This is a genomic window from Demequina sp., assembly GCF_049841215.1.
In the GTDB taxonomy this organism is placed as follows: Bacteria; Actinomycetota; Actinomycetes; order Actinomycetales; family Demequinaceae; genus Demequina.
The window spans coordinates 169,543-187,671 of sequence record NZ_JASGEO010000013.1 but is presented as its reverse complement, the minus strand read 5'-3'; the positions used below and the strand labels follow the sequence as shown (position 1 = coordinate 187,671).

Annotated in this window: 18 protein-coding genes; 12 read left to right on the top strand and 6 right to left on the bottom strand. The window is 67.3% G+C overall.

Features of this window, described 5'->3' with window-relative positions:
• Positions 1–127: 127 nt before the first annotated feature.
• The 7 genes from rsmD (at position 128) to QM618_RS06795 (ending at position 4,283) form a co-directional block, all read left to right on the top strand.
• Positions 128–682, top strand: coding sequence for a 16S rRNA (guanine(966)-N(2))-methyltransferase RsmD (rsmD, locus tag QM618_RS06825; RefSeq protein WP_428095999.1), 555 nt, complete (start codon positions 128–130; stop codon positions 680–682).
• A complete protein-coding gene (gene coaD / locus QM618_RS06820; protein ID WP_428095998.1) occupies positions 679–1,149 on the top strand; it encodes a pantetheine-phosphate adenylyltransferase in 471 nt (156 codons plus the stop codon). The genes rsmD and coaD overlap by 4 nt, the downstream gene beginning before the upstream one ends.
• A gap of 116 nt (positions 1,150–1,265) precedes the next feature.
• Complete coding sequence (locus QM618_RS06815; RefSeq protein WP_428095997.1) at positions 1,266–1,823, top strand: YceD family protein; 558 nt, start codon at positions 1,266–1,268, stop codon at positions 1,821–1,823.
• 2 nt (positions 1,824–1,825) lie between these two features.
• On the top strand, positions 1,826–2,020 hold the full coding sequence (gene rpmF / locus QM618_RS06810; RefSeq protein ID WP_428095996.1) for a 50S ribosomal protein L32: 195 nt from the start codon (positions 1,826–1,828) through the stop codon (positions 2,018–2,020).
• 12 nt (positions 2,021–2,032) lie between these two features.
• Complete coding sequence (gene rnc, locus QM618_RS06805) at positions 2,033–2,743, top strand: ribonuclease III (RefSeq protein ID WP_428095995.1); 711 nt, start codon at positions 2,033–2,035, stop codon at positions 2,741–2,743.
• A 1-nt stretch (position 2,744) separates the two neighbouring features.
• Positions 2,745–3,656 carry a bifunctional DNA-formamidopyrimidine glycosylase/DNA-(apurinic or apyrimidinic site) lyase gene (gene mutM, locus QM618_RS06800; protein ID WP_428095994.1) on the top strand — a complete coding sequence of 304 codons (912 nt, stop codon included), beginning with the start codon at positions 2,745–2,747 and terminating at the stop codon, positions 3,654–3,656.
• 9 nt (positions 3,657–3,665) lie between these two features.
• On the top strand, positions 3,666–4,283 hold the full coding sequence (locus QM618_RS06795) for a response regulator (protein ID WP_428095993.1): 618 nt from the start codon (positions 3,666–3,668) through the stop codon (positions 4,281–4,283).
• Here the strand turns inward: QM618_RS06795 and QM618_RS06790 are convergent.
• The 6 genes from QM618_RS06790 to QM618_RS06765 are packed head-to-tail and all read right to left on the bottom strand — an operon-like array spanning position 4,249 to position 11,870.
• A complete protein-coding gene (locus QM618_RS06790; protein ID WP_428095992.1) occupies positions 4,249–4,572 on the bottom strand; it encodes a hypothetical protein in 324 nt (107 codons plus the stop codon). The genes QM618_RS06795 and QM618_RS06790 overlap by 35 nt on opposite strands.
• 7 nt (positions 4,573–4,579) lie before the next feature.
• Positions 4,580–6,175 (bottom strand): sensor histidine kinase, encoded by a 1,596-nt coding sequence (locus QM618_RS06785; RefSeq protein ID WP_428095991.1) that lies wholly within the window; start codon positions 6,173–6,175, stop codon positions 4,580–4,582.
• Positions 6,165–7,790: a thiol reductant ABC exporter subunit CydC gene (cydC, locus tag QM618_RS06780; RefSeq protein ID WP_428095990.1), complete on the bottom strand. Its 1,626-nt coding sequence runs from the start codon at positions 7,788–7,790 to the stop codon at positions 6,165–6,167. The genes QM618_RS06785 and cydC overlap by 11 nt, the downstream gene beginning before the upstream one ends.
• The gene (locus QM618_RS06775; protein WP_428095989.1) at positions 7,787–9,352 is read right to left on the bottom strand and encodes an ABC transporter ATP-binding protein/permease; all 1,566 of its coding nucleotides are present in this window, start codon (positions 9,350–9,352) and stop codon (positions 7,787–7,789) included. Before QM618_RS06775 ends, cydC begins: the two co-directional genes overlap by 4 nt.
• A gap of 6 nt (positions 9,353–9,358) precedes the next feature.
• Complete coding sequence (gene cydB / locus QM618_RS06770) at positions 9,359–10,384, bottom strand: cytochrome d ubiquinol oxidase subunit II (RefSeq protein ID WP_428095988.1); 1,026 nt, start codon at positions 10,382–10,384, stop codon at positions 9,359–9,361.
• Between the two features lie 10 nt (positions 10,385–10,394).
• On the bottom strand, positions 10,395–11,870 hold the full coding sequence (locus tag QM618_RS06765; protein WP_428095987.1) for a cytochrome ubiquinol oxidase subunit I: 1,476 nt from the start codon (positions 11,868–11,870) through the stop codon (positions 10,395–10,397).
• Positions 11,871–12,236: 366 nt separating this feature from the next.
• Here QM618_RS06765 and QM618_RS06760 point away from each other — a divergent pair, with 366 nt between their 5' ends.
• From QM618_RS06760 to proB, 5 genes are all read left to right on the top strand, one after another.
• Entirely contained in the window at positions 12,237–14,513 is a 2,277-nt protein-coding gene (locus QM618_RS06760) for an Rne/Rng family ribonuclease (RefSeq protein WP_428095986.1), read from the top strand.
• 282 nt (positions 14,514–14,795) lie between these two features.
• On the top strand, positions 14,796–15,104 hold the full coding sequence (gene rplU, locus QM618_RS06755; protein ID WP_428095985.1) for a 50S ribosomal protein L21: 309 nt from the start codon (positions 14,796–14,798) through the stop codon (positions 15,102–15,104).
• A 12-nt stretch (positions 15,105–15,116) separates the two neighbouring features.
• Entirely contained in the window at positions 15,117–15,374 is a 258-nt protein-coding gene (gene rpmA, locus QM618_RS06750) for a 50S ribosomal protein L27 (protein ID WP_428095984.1), read from the top strand.
• 93 nt (positions 15,375–15,467) lie between these two features.
• Entirely contained in the window at positions 15,468–17,009 is a 1,542-nt protein-coding gene (gene obgE / locus QM618_RS06745; protein WP_428095983.1) for a GTPase ObgE, read from the top strand.
• The gene (gene proB, locus QM618_RS06740; RefSeq protein ID WP_428095982.1) at positions 17,006–18,124 is read left to right on the top strand and encodes a glutamate 5-kinase; all 1,119 of its coding nucleotides are present in this window, start codon (positions 17,006–17,008) and stop codon (positions 18,122–18,124) included. The genes obgE and proB overlap by 4 nt, the downstream gene beginning before the upstream one ends.
• Positions 18,125–18,129: the final 5 nt, after the last annotated feature.

Below are 18,129 nucleotides of genomic sequence, written 5' to 3'. Positions count from 1 at the left end.
ACGGGGGAGTGCGGCGTGCTCGGAGACACGGTTTTGTGTGGAGGGGCATCCGCCGTGTGTGGAGGGGTGAACCGGCGGATGCTGGCCCGACGCTGGGCTGGCCTGCCGCCGCCCGTAGACTTCCCGCATGACGCGGATCATCGCGGGGGACTTTGGCGGCAGGCGCCTACAGGTGCCCGCCGCGGGCACGCGTCCCACCACCGATCGCGTTCGCGAGGCGCTCTTCAGCAGGCTCGATGCCGCCAATGCACTCAAAGGCGCCCACGTCCTTGACCTCTACGCCGGATCCGGAGCGCTCGGGCTTGAGGCGATGAGCCGCAAAGCCGCCACCGCAACGCTCGTGGAATCAGCGACGCCAGCCGCGCGCATCATCGAGGCCAACATCCGCGAGCTAGGCCTGGGTACCAGGGCGCGCGTGGTCAAGGAGCGTGCGCTCCAGTTTCTCCGCCGCACCAACGAGACGTACTCGCTCGTCTTCATCGATCCCCCGTATGACATCGCCAGGGGAGACCTCGCGGCCGTCCTGGACGCGCTCGCGGATCGCCTCGATCCGGAGGCGAACGTGATTGTCGAGTGGACCCGCCGCGCGCCCCTTCCGGAGTGGCCTCCAACCATCGCGCCCATCGTCTCCAAGGACTATGGGGAGACAGTTCTCCACTTCGCTCATAAGGTGAAGTCATGACAACCGCCGTTCTGCCAGGCAGTTTTGACCCCGTGACCCTTGGCCACGTGGACATCGCTACGAGGGCAGCGAACCTCTTTGACCAGGTGATCGTGGCCGTGGCCCACAACTCGGCCAAGACCCCTTTACTGAGCCTGGCAGCGAGAGTCTCCCTCGCGTCGGACGCCTTGGCGCACGTGCCAAATGTCACTGTCTCCGCCACCGATGGCCTGCTCGTCGCTTTCTGCAAAGAGCGCGGCGCCACCGCCATCGTCAAGGGTCTTCGCGGCGGAGCGGATTACGACTACGAGCGCCCCATGGCGCTCATGAACCGCTCGCTCACGGGCATCGAGACGGTGTTCATCACGGGCGACGCGGCGCTCGCGCACGTGGCGTCGTCCCTGGTGAGGGACGTTGCGAGGCACGGTGGGGACATCTCTGCGTACGTTCCCGCCGGGGTGCCCGACGCTGTGGCAGCTGCGCTCTAGGCTCGCCGTGGCATCGGGTTGAGCCGGAGGGCTCCTTTCCCGTACACTTGATCGCTGGTCCTGCCGTTGCGTCATGGGCCAAGGTCCACCCGGACCGGAACGAGCTGGAGGCGTGCGTGTCTCATCACCACCGCCCTGCCGCCTCGCCGTACATGTTCTCCATGCGGGAACTGGTGCGTCGTCCCGGCGAGCAGAGGCAAGCCTCTGAGAGCTTTCCGGCCCCTGCGGTCCTTGGCACGGATGTCATCGGTGTGCCGGAGGGCGCGAACGTGGAGCTCAGTGCGAGCTTCGAGTCCGTCTCCGAAGGCATTTGGGCTCACGGAACCGTCGCGGCTGAGGCCGTTGGGGAGTGCAGCCGCTGCTTGGACGAGGTTCGCCTTGAGGTGAACCCGAGTTTCCAAGGGCTGTTCACCTACCCTGACAAGCAGGTCGACGACGAGGAAGGCGAGCCAGAGGACGTCTACGAGTTTGATGGCGACGTCATTGACCTTGAAGAACTTGTGCGGGACGCGGTGGTGACTTCACTGCCGTTCATCCCGTTGTGTGACCCGGATTGCCCGGGGCTGTGCGACCAATGCGGCGCGCGGCTCGCGGATGACCCGGAGCACACGCATGAAGTGATCGATCCAAGATGGTCGGCCCTGCAGGGTTTGACCGAAACGAAAGAGAGTTAGCCGTGGCTGTTCCCAAGCGCAAGATGTCGCGCAGCAACACGCGTGCGCGTCGTTCGCAGTGGAAGGCGACCGCCGCCGACCTCGTTGCGTGCCCGCAGTGCAAGGCGCAGAAGCTTCCGCACCAGGCGTGCCCCACGTGCGGCGCCTACAACGGTCGCCAGTACGTCGAGGCGCTGCGCACCGAGCACGAGGGCTAAGCACCCATCTTCATGACCACACCGGGCCAGGCGTCAGCTGATGCCCTTGTGGAGCGGCTCGGTGTCAGCGTGGACCCCGAGTTGCTAGTGCTTGCCCTCACGCACCGCTCCTTTGCCTATGAGGCAGGGGGGTTGCCCACCAACGAGCGCCTTGAGTTCCTTGGCGACTCCGTGCTGGGCATCGTCGTTACCGATTGGCTGTATCGCACCCACCCGGATCTGCCGGAAGGCGAGCTGGCCAAGATGCGCGCGGCATCCGTGTCGCAACGCGCCCTCGCCGTGGTTGCGCGCGAGCTCGAGTTGGGTCCGTGCGTCCTGCTCGGCAAGGGAGAGCGCACGTCCGGCGGCGCTGACAAGGACTCGATCCTGTGCGACGCGTTCGAGGCGATTCTCGGTGCGATCTACCTCACCCACGGCATCGAGACCTCTCGCGAGGTTGTGTTGCGCTTGGTGGGCCCCACGTTGGAGGCCGCCGCCGTTTCTGGAGTGGCGCTCGACTGGAAGACCTCCCTCCAAGAGGCCACCGCTGAGCGCGGCCTTGGCGCCCCCGTCTACGAGGTGGACGGCACGGGCCCGGATCACCAGCGCGAGTTCACTGCCCATGTGCTCGTTGGCGGCGACGTCATCGGGAGCGGCACCGGCACCGCGAAGAAGCACGCGGAGCAGGCCGCCGCGGCAGAGGCCTATCGCGCGATCGTCGCGACCGACGCCGCGAACGCCTGACTTGCCTGAGCTGCCTGAGGTCGAGTCCGTTCGCCTGGGCCTCGAAGCCCACGTTCTCGGCGCCCGCATCGATCACGTGCAGGTCTTCCGCGACTCGTGCGTCCGCCGCGCCCCCAGCCCGCACGCATTCGCCGCCGCCATTACCGGTTCCCGCATCGAGGCAGTGGTCCGCAGAGGCAAGTTCCTGTGGATGCTGCTCGACGGCCTTGACCTCAGCGGCGGCGCCCTCGCCCTCTCCGCGCACCTTGGCATGTCCGGCCAGTTCCGCGTGGCGCCTGTGCCGGCGCCCGCGCCTCACCCGCATTGCCGCGCTCGCTTCACGCTTTCCCTGCCCGACGGCCCGCTCACCCTGGATTTCCTTGACCAGCGCACGTTTGGTTACCTTGACGCCGAGCCCGTTGTCCTCACGCCGGATGGCCTCCCCGGTGGGCTTGGAAGCGCGTCGCCCTTGGTCCCGGCCTCGGTGGCACACATTGGGCGCGATGCCCTTGATCCCGCCCTTCGCCGCACCACGGTGCTTGCCCAGTGGCGCAAGGGCTATCGCGGGATCAAGCAGGTGCTGCTTGACCAAACCCTCGTGAGCGGAATCGGCAATATTTATGCCGACGAAGCGCTGTGGCGAGCGCGAGTGCATCCCGCAACCCCAGCGTCGGGCATGAGCGGCAAGGCGACCGGCGCGCTCCTGGACGCCGCGCGAGAGGTGATGAGCGAAGCGCTCGCCGCTGGTGGCACGAGCTTTGACGCGCTCTACGTGAACGTCAACGGGGAGTCGGGCTACTTCGACCGTGAACTCAACGCCTATGGGCGTGGGGGAGAGCCGTGCGCGCGGTGCGGACGGCCGATGCTGCGCGCCGTCATGGGAGGCCGCTCCACGCACTGGTGTCCTCGCTGCCAGCGCCTGAGGTCACGATAGGCTCACCCCATGGCCGACATCACCGTGATGGTGCTCGATGACCACGAAGTGGTCCGTCGAGGCATCTGCGACATTATCGATCGCGCGGACGGGTTCACCGTCGTCGCGGAAGCTGCGAATGTGGCGCAAGGCGTGCGCCGCGCGGTGGCCGTGCGGCCGCAGGTGATCCTTTCCGATCTTCGCCTTCCCGACGGCACGGGCCTCGACGTCATCGCCCAGGTGCGGGAGTCGCTTCCTGAGACGCGCGTCGTGGTCCTCACCTCGTATGACGATGACGAGGCGCGTGCGGCGGCGCGGGCTGCCGGCGCGGATGTGTTCCTTGCGAAGACCGCGGGCTCCGCGGAGGTGCTGCAGGCGGTGCGTGACGCCGCGAGCGGCCGCGAGCACGGTCAGCACATCGCTGTGCACGAGGACGACGCCGTTGCGCGCCTCACGCCGATGGAGCGCCGCGTGCTTGACCTCGTGGGTCAGGGGCTCGCGAACCGCGAGATCGCGGACAGCCTTGGCATCGCCGAGAAGACCGTCAAGAACCACGTGACGAGCGTGCTCGCGAAGATGGGCCTGCAGCGCCGCACGCAGGTGGTGGCGTGGGCTACGGCGAAGAAGGCGCAGTCGTTCCGCGGTTGACGCGTTCCGTTCTGCGGCGTTGTCGTACCCCCATGGCGATGGCCACCACGCCAAGGACCAAGAAGACCGCGTTCAAGGGGTAGAAGTATCCGGGTGCCACCGCGAGCGCTATCGCGCCAACCCCTTTGGCCCACAGCGGGGCGGGCATGAAGCACAGGACCACCCCGACCGCGCCAACCACGGTGAGGGTTATGAGGCCGGGATTCGGCCCCTCGTCGGCCGCTTCCGACATGAACAGAGCGGTGTTAACGACCGCGAGCACGGCGGCAATTCTGAGCGCGACGTTCATGGTCCCCCTATTCGTTGATCTCGACATTCCATTCGGCACGGGTGCCCGGGTGGTCGGTGGCCGGCGCCACGGGATCCAGCGTGAACGTGCCGTTGCGGCGAAGCGCGCGGCCCGCGAGATTGGAGGTTCCCGAGTGGCGATTGCGCGCACCCGCGGGCCCGATGCCGTTGTCGGTGACCACAATGCTGAATCGTCCGTTGGCGGCGCCAAGATCGATGTGCACGGCCGACGCGTCCGCGTGGCGCGCCACGTTCGAGAGCAGTTCACGCAGCACCGCCACCACGTCATCGCCGAGGCTCACATCCCCGGCCACCGCGTCGTCAACGCCCACCCAGTCGGCGTGGAGAGTGGGGACGTAGCCCAACGAGTCTTGAGCCATGATGAGCTCGCGGTTGATGCGCTCACCGAACGGCTCGCTTGATCGGTGACCGGCGAGGGTGCTCATGACGCCGCGCACCTCGTGCTGGGCGCGCTTGACATGGTCGAGGGTTCGCGACAGCCGCTCAGCAGCCTCGGGAGACACATCCGCGGAGATGGCCTCAATCTGCATCGCGGTGGCGAAGAGCTCTTGGGAGACGAAGTCGTGGAGATCGTCGGCGAGGCGATCACGCTCCTCCAAGAGTTGCGTGACGTTCTTAACGTGCGCCAGCTCGGACAGCGTGAGGGCCACGGCCGCTTGGTTGGCGAAGCGTTGAGCGGTGGCGAGGTCCTCGTCATTGAAGGGCCGCTGACCCTTGTCTCGCCATAGCATGAGTAGCCCGACGCTGCGGTCACCAGTGCGCAGCGGCGCGTAGAGCGTGGGGCCAAGATCGCGCACGGGAACAAGGATGGTTCCACCGGGCGGCGCGGCGGCGATCGCTCCCTCACCCGTGCGGATCGCGCCAATCGCGAAGCCGTCCTCCGGTAGCACGAGTCCAAGGAGTTCGCTCGCGAGGGGGCCCGCGGTGAACTCCATCACCCACGTGTCGCCAACCCCGGACAGCACGAGGGCGGCGTGAGCTGCATCGGCAAGGTTCATCGCGGACTCCACCACCAGCCCAAGCGCGTCCTCTTCGCCGGGATTGCTGAGCAGTTCCGTGGTGATTCCCTGCGACGCTTCGAGCCACCGCTCGCGCCGTACAGCGCGTTCGTAGAGCTGTGCGTTGTCGATCGCCACGGACGCCGCGGCGGCGAGCGCGAGCACCGCATCTTGGTCGTCGGCGGTGAAGCCTCCCACCTTGTCCGCAAGGTACAGGTAGCCAAACACCTCGCCCCGCACGCGCAAGGCCGTGCCAAGGAACGCCCCCATGGGCGGGTGACCAGGGGGGAAGCCCGCAAACGACGGATGCTTCGTGAGCTCGTCGATGACGATCACGCCGTCGTCGGGAATCCTCGCCAACGTGGCCACGTGGTTAGGTGCGCGGCCAATCCGAGCCCACACGCCGTCGGGCACCCCTGTGTAGTGGAAGTCAACACTGATGCCGTCCGCGTCCACGATGTTGATGGCCGCATAGTTGGCGCCGGTGTGTTCGGTGGCGGCACCGAGGAAGCGGTCGAGGACGTGCGGCAGGTCCAACTGGGCGTTGAGAGACACGATCGCGTCGAGCAGTGGTTCACTCACCATCGAGAGTCACCACCGCGTCCGCCATCGCCATCACCTCGTCGTCGTGCGTCACGATCACCACGGTACGGCCCTGGGCGCGCATCGCTTCGACGGCCGCGCCAAAGGCGGCGATACCAGCGGTGTCGAGGTGCTCGCCGGGTTCGTCGAGCAGCTGCAGCGGCACGTCTGCGAGTAGGGCACGGGCCATCAGCAAGCGCCGGCGTTCGCCGCCGCTGACGGTGTGACCTCCCGTCCCGAGTTCCGTGTCCAACCCGGCCGGAAGTGCACGCACCCACTCGGCGAGCCCCACGCGCTCAAGCGCCTCCCAGGCATCGTCGTCGGTGATTCCCGCCCTCGCGACGCGCAGGTTTTCGAGCACCGTTGTACCGAAGAGGTGCGCGTCCTCGAGGGTGAGCGCGAATGCCGCGCCCGCGTCGGCGGGAGTGAGGCGTTTGCCGCCGTAGGTGACGCCGCCCGCGACCGCGGGAAGGGCGCCCGTGATCGTGAGCAAGAGCGTGGTCTTGCCCACGCCGGAGCGCCCAACGAGCGCGAGCGCGCTTCCCGGCGTCACCTCTCCCGTGACGGGTGGAGTTGGCTTGGCGCCCGGCCAGCCAACGCTCAGGTCCGTGAGCTCGAGCGTCGCCGGGGTGATGATGCCCGACGCTGTGGTCGCCTCTGGTTCGTCGCTCATCTGGGCAAGGCGCAACGCCGCGGCGGACGATCGGTAGTACTGCATGATCGCAGCAGGGATGGCGCCGACGGCCTCGAAAGCGGCGAGCGGAGTGAGGGCGACTATCGCGGCCGCGGGGCCGCTGATGTCGCCGTTGCGGGCCGCGGTCACGGCGAGTGCGAGGCACGCGATGAGTCCAAGGCCGCTGAACAGCGTTTGCGAGGCCGCCGCGAGGGACGCGGGCCGGGCGGCGGCGTCGGCCGCACCTTCAGAGGCGCGGTTGGCACGCCGCAATGCGTCGAGCGCCGCGCCGTCCTCGTCCCACACTCGGTGCTCGGCGCTCGATTCGATGGCGGAGAGCGCCGCCGCGGACACCTCTGCGGCCGCTGCCACGCCTGCGTCGGCGGCGATGCGCGCCTGGCGAGCGGTGAGGACCGCGGGCACTACGCCCGCGAGGATCAGGGCGAGCGCGAGGGCCGCGCCCGCGATCGGTAGTTGCCACAGCACGATGCCCGCGGCGACCGCGGAGATGGTGACGGCCACGCCAAAGGGGATGAGGGAGCGCACCACGACGTCGCCAACGGCGTCCAGGTCCGCTCCCGCTCGCGCGACGATATCGCCGCGCCTCAGTGACAGCACGGAGCGCGCGCTTGCGCCCGCGAGGCGTTCGTACGTGCGCTCGCGAAGCGTCACCACCCCGCGCAGGGCGGTGTCGTGGGAGAGCAGGCGCTCCACGTAACGGAACAGGCCGCGCCCGATGCCGAAGAACCGCACTGCGACCGCGGCGAGAGCGAGGTCGGCAGGGGAGGGCAGCTGCGCGGCGCGGCCGATGAGCCACGCGGCAACGGCCGCGAGTCCCACCGCGGAACCAAGCGCGGCAGAGCCCGCAAGCACTGATCGCGCGTACCCCCACCAGGTGATGCCGGTATCGCGGATGGCCTCTCTCAGCGCGGATCGTGGCGTCATGACGCACGCACCTCTACCAGGGATGATGCGGCGTCCATGAGTTCGCGCTCGTGCGTCGTCACTACCACGGTGCGCCCGGCAGCGGCCGCCGCGAGCACCGCGGCGATCACCTCGGCGCGCCCAGCCTTATCCAGGTGCGCGGTGGGCTCGTCAAGCAAGAGCACGGGACGGTCTGACGCAAACGCGCGCTCGAGAGCCACGCGCTGGCGCTGGCCAAGGCTCAGCGTGCGGCCCTCTGGGCCGAGGTCTGGCCGCTGCGGCACCCACGCGCACTGCCGGGTCCATGAATCGTCCTCAACTGCGGAGGAGCCGGAGCCTAAGGTGACGCCACCCGCCGTCACGACCCCCGCGTCGGGCATTACCAAACCAGCGAGAGCCGCGAGGGCCGTGGACTTGCCCTCTCCGTTGGGGCCAACGAGCACGGTCACCGCGCCCGGGGCGGCCTCGAGCGACAGGGCGGCAGGCGCCATTCGCCCGTCCGCCGCGGTCACCCCAAAGCCCTGAAGCGACACCGGTGTACCGACAAGCGATGGGGCGGGGCCGGTGCGAGGGCGCTGGTCTGTGCGCTGGTCAAGGAACTCGAAGGCGGCGTCGGCGGCGGCCATCCCGTCTGCAGACGCGTGGAAGTGCGTGCCAACGTTGCGCAGCGGCAGGTAGACCTCTGGCGCAAGCACAAGCACCGCGAGCGCCGTCTCGATGCTGATGTTGCCGTCCGCGAGGCGAAAGCCCATCGACACCGCAACGAGCGCCACGGACAGCGTGGTGAGCAGCTCAAGCACCATTCCCGAAAGGAACGCCACGCGCAACGAGGACATCGTCGCGCGGCGGTGGGCGTCCCCAAGCTCGCGCACGCGCGCCGCTGGCCCCTGCGCACGCCCAAAGCCGCGCAGCGTGGGGATGCCCGAGATCAGGTCGAGGGTCTGCGTGCTGAGGCGCTGCATCGCGGTGAGGTGCCGCGCGGACCGCACCTGCGTGAGGCGGCCGATGAGAATCATGAAGATCGGCACCAGCGGGAGCGTCACCACCACGATGAAGGCGGACGTGATGTCGAGCCCGAGCACCACCACAACCATGATCGGCGTGACCGTCACGGCCAGGAACAACTGCGGCAAGTACCGCACAAAGTAGGGGAGCAGGTTGTCCAGGCCGCGCGTAGACAGGATGGTGACATCGGCCGCACGGCCCGACGCTGCCCACCTCAACCCCAGCGTCGCCGCATGCTCCACCACGGCCTCGCGCAGTTCGCTCACCACGCGGGTGCCTGCACGGTGGGCTTGGCGCTCCTGGAGCCACATGAGCGCGGTGCGGAGCGTGACGATAGCCGCGAGCCACGCGATCCCCACGGGGAGGTCACGAACGCTCACTGGAACCAGGCGCCCAAGCCAGCCAAGGCCGTCGGCCGTGAGCTCACTGGGGGCGAGCACAGGTGACAGGACGCGCGCGATCACGAGCGCCTGCAGCAGGATCAGTACAGCGGTCAAGACGCCAAGAACCGCCGTCACGATGACGTAACGGCGGGCCGGGCCGATCCGCGCTACGAGGCGCGGATCGAGGGGACGCATACGGGGCTAAACCTTGGAGAAGGTCAACTCGGAGTGCTCAGGGATGTGATCCACGTGGAGGCGCTTGCGGAACACCCAGTAGGTCCACGCCTGGTAGCCGAGGACGATAGGCGTGAAGATCACCGCAACCCACGTCATCACCTTGAGCGTGTAGTCCGTGGAGGAGGCGTTGTCGAGCGTGAGCGAGTTGGCCGGGTCGTTGATCGCGGGCATGACGTTAGGGTAGAGCGCCCCAAAGATGAAGACGACCGCGGCGGCGATCGCCACGGCATTCGCGATGAACGCGAACCCAAACTTCTTGGTACTGCTGAAGTACCACGCGGCGATGAGCGAAACGGCTGCCACACCCACGGCACCCCACGTCCACGTGTTGCGCGAGTACGCGAGCTGACCCCACACGGCCCACACGCCGGCGGCGAGAATCGCGAACAGGCCAAAGCGCTTGGCGAGCTTCTCGGCGCGCTCGCGGACGATGCCGTCAGTCTTGAGTGCCAAGAAGATGGAGCCGTGGCTCAGGAACAGCAGCAGCGTCACCACGCCGCCGAGCAGCGCGAACGGGCTCAGCAGGTCAAAGAAGTTGCCGGAGTACTGGTGGTTCTCGTCAAGGTTGACGCCGCGCACCAGGTTGGCGAACGCCACTCCCCACAGGATGGACGGGATCCACGCGGAGATGATGATCGCGAGATCCCAGCGCGAGCGCCACACCTCGGAGTTGATCTTGCCGCGGTACTCGATCGCGACCGCGCGAATGATGAGCGCCACGAGGATGAGCAGCAACGGCAGGTAGAAGCCGGAGAACATCGTGGCGTACCACTCGGGGAAGGCCGCGAAGGTGGCACCACCCGCGGTGAGCAGCCACACCTCGTTGCCGTCCCACACGGGGCCGATCGTGTTGAGCGCCACGCGGCGCTCCGTGTTGTTGCGGCCAACGATCGGCATGAGCATGCCCACGCCGAAGTCGAAACCTTCGAGCACGAGGTAGCCGGTCCACAGGACCGCCAGCAGGATGAACCAGACGAGTGCGAGATCCATGGGGGGACTCCTAGTACGCGAACGACAAAGGACCGGGGGCCTCGCCGTCGTCGGGATTATGGGGCGGATTGGCGGGGGCAGCGCCCTCCACCGCGTAGCGATGGATCAGGCGGAACCAGAACACGCCAAGCACCGCGTAGACCACGGTGAAGACGATCATCGAGGTGAGCACCATGGTCGCAGACACGGCCGTGGAGACACCGAAGGTGGTGAGCAGGAAGATCTGGTCGGAGCCCGTTGGGTTGGGCGCCACCACGAAGGGCTGACGGCCCATCTCTGTGAAGATCCACCCGAAGCTTGCCGCGAGGAACGGCATCGGCAGCGACACCACGGCAAGGGTCTTCATCCACTTCTGGTCCGCGTACTGCTTCTTGCGCGTGGTCCACAACACCGCGAGAGCCAGCGCTGCGCAGAACACCGCGAGGCCGATCATCAGGCGGAACGTCCAGTACGTGATGAGCAGGTTGGGCTGGTAGTGGATAACGTCGCCGTTCTCGTCCACCGCGCCGTAGCGCTCCACGTACTTGGGTTGCAGGTCGTTGAGCCCGGAGACCTCCGCGTTCCAGTCGCCCGTGGCGAGGAAGCTGAGCATGCCGGGGATCGCGAGCACGGTCTTGACGTCGTTGCAGTCGGTGGCGCCGAGGTGACCAACCGAGAGCAGCGAGAACGCGGCAGGCTGCTCCGTCTCACAGAGTGCCTCCGCAGCCGCCATCTTGATGGGTTGCTGCTCGAACATGATCTTGGCCTGCTCGTCACCGGAAATGATCACGGCTGCGCCAGCGATGATCATCACCCACGCCCCAAACCGAGCCGCCGTGCGGTACATCGGCAAGTCAGCGTCGTCCTTGTTAGCGCGAGCCTTCTTCACCATCCAGTACACGCCGATGCCGCACACGAACGTGCCGGCAACGAGGAACGCGGTGGAGATCACGTGGGGATACGCGACGAGCGTGGTGGGGTTGGTGAGCACCGCCCAGATGTCATTCATCTCGGCACGGCCCGTCTCAGGGTTGTACTCGGCGCCAACCGGGTGCTGCATCCACGAATTGGCCGCGATGATGAAGTACGCGCTGAGCGTGGTGCCGATCGCGAGCAGCCAGATGGTCGCAAGGTGCACCTTGCGCGGCAGCTTGTCCCAACCGAAGATCCACAGCCCAAGGAACGTGGATTCCAGGAAGAACGCGATGAGCGCCTCCATGGCAAGCGGAGCGCCAAAGATGTCGCCGACGTAGCGGGAGTACTCGGACCAGTTCATGCCGAACTGGAACTCCTGCACGATGCCGGTCGCAACGCCAAGCGCGAAGTTGATCAGCAGCAGCTTCCCGTAGAACTTGGTCAGCCGCAGCCACTTCTCGTTTCCGGTGCGGTACCAGGCGGTCTGCATGATCGCGACCAGAACGGACAGGCCGATGGTGAGGGGGACAAGGACAAAGTGATAGACGGTGGTAATTCCAAACTGCCACCGAGCCAGATCAAGCGCTTCCATGAGCGAGTGGGGACCTTTCTGTGCTCCTAGGCGCGAATCTACCGACCTTCCTGGAATGACGCTGGGGGACCAAGGTCCCGGGTGTGTCGCGCGGCTCGCCATTATCAAGAAACTGGGGAAAACCAGCACCCCTGTGCCACAATGGTCCGCAAGGAAGCGCCCAGCCACACCGGACGCCACCCGCGCGACATTCGCAGTCGAGTTGCTGCCAGTCCCGCCAGGATCCCGCCCACAAGGCGGAGACATCGGGGATGGGCGCATAACGCTGTAGCCGCGGCCACTTGAGACTTGCGCGGTCGGAAGTTCCGAACCGCGAACGACGAATATCGGTGCTCCGTGTGGGGAGCCTCGATCAGGAGTACCCGCGTGAGCGAGGACAACACCACACCCGAATTCTCCAGCAACGCCGTGATCTTCCAGGCGCCGGAGCCCGTGAAAGCCCCCACCCGCTCTCGCCGTGCGTCCGCGCCGGCCGGTCCGCCTTCGGGCACGTCCCAGGCGCCCGACGCTGTGGAGGCTCCCGCTGAGGTCGCACCTAAGGCTCCGCGCAAGAAGGCGGCTCCCAAGGCGAAGGCCGCACCCAAGGCGGATGCCGCGAACGACGCCGCAAGTGACGCTGCACCCAAGACCGACGCTCCGGCCGACTCGGCACCTACCGGCGACAACGCCGGCGGTGGTGACGAGGGCGGCGCCGGCGAAGGCGGCGAAGGCACGGCGCGGCGTCGTCGTCGTCGCGGCGGCCGTGGACGCGGAAAGAAGACCGGCACCGCCGCGAACACCGACGAGAGTGCAGACGCAAGCGACACCCAAGGCGACGAGGGCGCGGAAGGTGACGCAGCGTCGGGCGACGATGTTGACGAGGACGGCCAGCCGCGCAAGCGCCGCCGTTCGCGCGGATCTCGTGGCGGGGCTGCGTCCACGCAAGTAGACCAGCTGCAGGGCTCAACGCGCCTGCAGGCGAAGCGTCAGCGTCGGCGCGAGAGCCGCGACGGGCAGCGCCGTCGCCCCGTGATCTCCGAGGCGGAGTTTCTTGCGCGCCGCGAGTCCGTCAAGCGCTCCATGGTGGTGCGGGAGAAGGACGGGCGCGTGCAGATTGCGGTGCTCGAGGACGACGTGCTTGTTGAGCACTACGTCTCGAGCCAGGCCCAAGAGTCCATGGCCGGCAACGTGTACCTGGGCCGCGTGCAGAACGTCTTGCCTGGTATGGAGGCAGCGTTCGTCGATGTGGGCCGCGGCCGCAACGCCGTGCTGTACGCGGGCGAGGTGAACTGGGATGCAGCTGGCCTCGAGGGCAAGCCGCGCCGCATCGAACTCGCGCTCAAGCCCGGCGACACCGTCATGGTGCAGGTCACGAAGGATCCGATCGGCCACAAGGGCGCTCGCGTCACGTCGCAGATCTCGCTCGCCGGCCGCTTCCTCGTGTACGTGCCCGGTGGGGGAGTGACGGGCATCAGCCGCAAGCTCCCCGACACCGAGCGAGCGCGCCTCAAGAAGCTACTGCGCGAGGTCATCCCTGCAGATGCGGGTGTGATCGTGCGCACCGCTGCCGAGGGCGCCTCTGAAGAGGAGCTGCGCGCCGACGTTGAGCGCCTCAAGCGCCAGTGGCAGACCATCGAGGATGAGGTCAAGAACGGCAAGGCTCCCAAGCTGCTTCGCGGTGAGCCCGACATGGCCATCCGCGTGGTCCGCGACATCTTCAACGAGGACTTCGATTCGCTCACCATTCAGGGTGAGGACACGTGGAACTCGCTGTCGATGTACGTGAGCCAGGTGGCGCCCGACCTGCAGCAGCGCCTGCACAAGTTCGTTGGCGACCGCGACGTGTTCGCGGAGGCCCGTATCGATGAGCAGCTCGCGAAGGGAATGGACCGCAAGGTCTGGCTGCCCTCGGGCGGCTCGCTCGTCATCGACCGCACCGAGGCGATGACGGTCATCGACGTCAATACCGGCAAGTTCGTGGGCAAGGGCGGCACGCTCGAAGAGACGATGACGCTGAACAATTTGGAGGCCGCGGAAGAGATCGTTCGCCAGCTGCGCCTGCGCGACATCGGCGGCATCATCGTTATCGACTTCGTCGACATGCTGCTCGAGGCCAATCGAGACCGCGTGCTGCGTAGGTTGATTGAGTGCCTTGGCCGCGACCGCACCAAGCACCAGGTAGCCGAGGTCACCTCGCTCGGCCTGGTCCAGATGACGCGCAAGCGCGTTGGCCAGGGCCTGGTCGAGGCATTCAGCGAGACCTGCGAGCATTGCAAGGGCCGCGGATTCCTCGTGCACGGCGAGCCCGTCGCCGAGGCTTCGGAAAAGCAGCCGGAGGCCCGACGCTCTGGCCGGGGTTCGCGTGGCGGTGCCAGCAAGGCGCCGGTTGAGCACAACCACTCGCACTCTGGTCCCGTGAACGGCGAGACGCACGCGCTCGACGACCGTGAGGACGCTCGCGCGGCGGTGAAGGCGACGCTCGCGTCGATTGCGGCGGCGGCCGAGAAGGCTCACCCGCACGACGAGGACGGCGAGCCAGTCGTCCTGCGCGAGCCGCAGGAACTCGACGTGCCCGTGGAGCTGCCGGGCGACCACGTTGAGGCGGAGCCCGACACCGAGCCGCAGCCCGAGCCGACCGAAGACCAAGGCGAGCAGAACGCCTGACCCGGCCACAGCGTCGGGCGGGCGAGCCAAACTGACGGGCAGAACGCGGATTGATCCGTCAGATCCCGTGAAATCACGGAAACTGACGGACCATGCAATGGCACGTCCGTTGGAACCCGCAAGCCCGCGATGGGCACGGGAGCGAAACGGCGCGGCGTTTGACCGGGACCCCCTCGAGCGGGTACATTTGTACGTCGGCGCGGAAGCGCCCAAACCCGCATGCGCCCACCAAAATGGGTGCGGCTGCGGCGGGAAACCTGTCAAGACGTTAAGGAACGCATCATGGTGTACGCGATTGTGAAGGCCGGTGGCCGCCAGGAGAAGGTCTCCGTAGGCGACATCGTCGTGGTCAACCGCCTCAAGGCAGAGGCCGGCTCGTCGATTGAGTTGGCTCCGCTGCTGCTCGTCGACGGCGAGACGGTGACCTCGGACGCGAAGGCCCTCGCCAAGGTGAAGGTCACCGCTGAGGTGATCGGCAACGAGCGCGGTCCCAAGATCGACATCCTCAAGTACAAGAACAAGAGCGGCTACCGCAAGCGCATCGGCCACCGTCAGGACCTGACGCGGCTCAAGGTCACCGGAATCAAGTAAGGCGAACTCCTCATGGCACACAAAAAGGGCGCAAGCTCCTCGCGCAACGGTCGCGACTCGAACCCCCAGTACCTTGGCGTGAAGCGTTTCGGCGGCCAGGTCGTCTCCGCGGGCGAGATCATCGTTCGCCAGCGCGGCACCCACTTCCACCCGGGCAACAACGTTGGCCGTGGCAAGGACGACACCCTGTTCGCCCTCGCCGCCGGCTCGGTGCAGTTTGGTCAGCGTCGTGGCCGCAAGGTCGTCGACATCGTGGCCGCAGAGGCGTAACCCTCACCGACCACCAGTTTTTCGCTCAGGGGCGCGCCGCATGGCAGCGCCCCTGACGCATATCTAGGCTCATATCGTCACTAGGAGGGCACCATGGCTTCGTTCGTCGATCGCGTGGTGCTGTACGTGACCGCCGGCAACGGCGGGCACGGTGTCGCCTCGGTGCACCGTGAAAAGTTCAAGCCGCTCGGGGGGCCCGACGGCGGCAACGGTGGGCGCGGAGGTTCCGTTGTCCTTCGCGTAGACCCCCAGGTGACCACGCTTCTCGATTACCACCACGGTCCGCACCGCAAGGCATCCAATGGCGCCCAGGGCGCTGGAGACATGCGGCACGGAGCCAACGCGCCCGATCTGGTCCTTGGTGTGCCCAACGGCACCATCGTGAAGTCGCCCTCCGGCGAAGTGCTGGCCGATCTCGTTGGCGACGGCGCCGAGTATGTGGCCGCCGCCGGTGGCCGCGGTGGACTGGGCAACGCCGCGCTCGCGAATACCAAGCGCAAGGCGCCCGGCTTCGCGTTGCTTGGCGAGCCCGGCGAAGAGGCGTCCGTTCTTCTTGAGCTCAAGTCGATCGCGGATGTGGCGTTGGTGGGTTACCCCAGCGCTGGAAAGTCCTCGCTTATCGCGGCGATGAGCAAGGTGCGGCCCAAGATCGCTGACTATCCGTTCACCACTTTGGTGCCGAACCTTGGAGTTGTTGAGGCGGGCGGAGCTCGCTACACGATCGCCGATGTGCCCGGCCTCATTGAGGGCGCATCAGAGGGCAAGGGCCTTGGTCACGACTTCTTGCGCCACATCGAGCGCTGCTCCGTGATCGCCCACGTGCTGGACACGGCCACGCTGGAGAGTGACCGCGATCCGCTGCGCGACCTCGACGTCATCTCCGGCGAGCTGCGCGCCTACAGCACTGACGACGCCATCAACGGAGTGCCGCTCGCGGAGCGCCCACAGATCATCATCCTCAACAAGGTGGACGTGCCGGACGGCCGCGATCTTGCGGCGATGGTGCGCCCTGAGCTCGAGGAGCGCGGCATGCGCATCTTCGAGGTCAGCGCCGTGACTCACGAGGGGTTGCGAGAGCTGAGCTTTGCGCTCGCGGACATGGTGGCGGAGGAGCGCGCCAAGGCTCCCGAACTCGAGGCTGCGCCCATCGTGATCCGACCGCGAGCCGTTGACGACAGCGGGTTCACCGTGACGCACGTGCGCGACGGCGCGGAGGACTACTTCCAGGTGCGCGGCACCAAGGTGGAGCGGTGGGTCAAGCAGACCAACTTCACCAACGACGAGGCGGTGGGCTACCTCGCGGATCGCTTGGCGCGCGCGGGGGTTGAAGAGGCGCTGTTCAAGGCTGGCGCGGTTCCCGGTTCCGAGGTGGTCATTGGTCCGCGCGAGGGCGGGATGGTCTTTGACTGGGAGCCCACGATGATGGCGGGCGCCGAGTTGCTTGGCGCCCGCGGTTCCGATCTGCGGCTTGAGCAGCACGAGCGTGCAGAGCGCGCCACCCGCGCCCAGAAGCGAGAAGAACTCAAGGAACGTTACGAGGGAAGGGCAGCGGCGCGCCGCGAACTCGACGACGAGCGTGGTGCGGGACACTGGACCGACCCCGCCCGCGACGATCAGGACCTGGAGGACGAGTGAGCCACTCGCGTGCCGCCATTCGCGACGCGCGCCGCATCGTCGTCAAGGTCGGTTCTTCCTCACTGACGGGCGCTGACGGACACCTCGACGAAGCCCGCCTTGCAGGCATAGCCGATGCCGTAGCGTCGGCCCGTGTGCAGGGCCGGGACGCTGTATTGGTGACCTCTGGAAGCATCGCCGCTGGTATTGGGCCGCTTGGTCTGCCTGCGCGGCCGCGCGAACTCGCGATGCAGCAGGCCGCGGCCTCGGTGGGGCAGGGCAAGCTCATTGCCGCATACTCCACGGCGTTCGCCCGCCATGGGCTCACGGTGGGCCAGGTGCTTCTCACCGCGGATGACATGGTGCGCCGCACGCATTACGGCAACGCCCAGCGGGCCCTGAGCCGGTTGCTGGAGTTGGGCATTGTGCCCATCGTCAACGAGAACGACACGGTGGCGACGGACGAGATCCGCTTTGGCGACAACGACCGCCTCGCCGCGCTCGTGGCAACCGTGGTGCACGCGGAGGCCCTGGTGCTGCTCACGGATGTGGACGCGCTCTACACCGCCGCGCCCGGCACGGAGGGTGCGCGGCGCATCGCGGTGGTCTCGAGCCCCGCGGATCTGGACGGCATCGACGTCACCCGCCGTGGCTCCGCCGTGGGCACGGGCGGCATGATCACCAAGCTCGAGGCCGCGTCGATCGCCACCTCCTCCGGAATGCCGGTGCTCCTTGCTGGGGCGTCTGACGCGTCCGCGGCCGTGGCTGGCGAGGACGTTGGCACCCTGTTTGTGGCCACGGGGAAGCGCTCGGCGACGCGGCTCACGTGGCTCAAGCACGCGGCGAAGACTCATGGCCAGTTGGTGCTGGATGCGGGTGCCGCGCGGGCGGTCGCTGGCCGACGCGCGTCCCTTCTCGCCGCCGGAGTCACCGCCGTGCGCGGCGAGTTCGAGGCGGGTGACCCCGTGGAGATCGTGGGGCCCGATGGCGCCATCGTGGCTCGTGGCCTCGCGGCGTTCCCCGCTTACGAGATTCCGGCGATGTTGGGGCTCTCGACCGCGCAACTCAAGAACACGCTTGGCGAGCACTTTGCGCGCCCGCTTGTGCACATCGACGACCTCATCGTCGTCGCTTAGCGCGC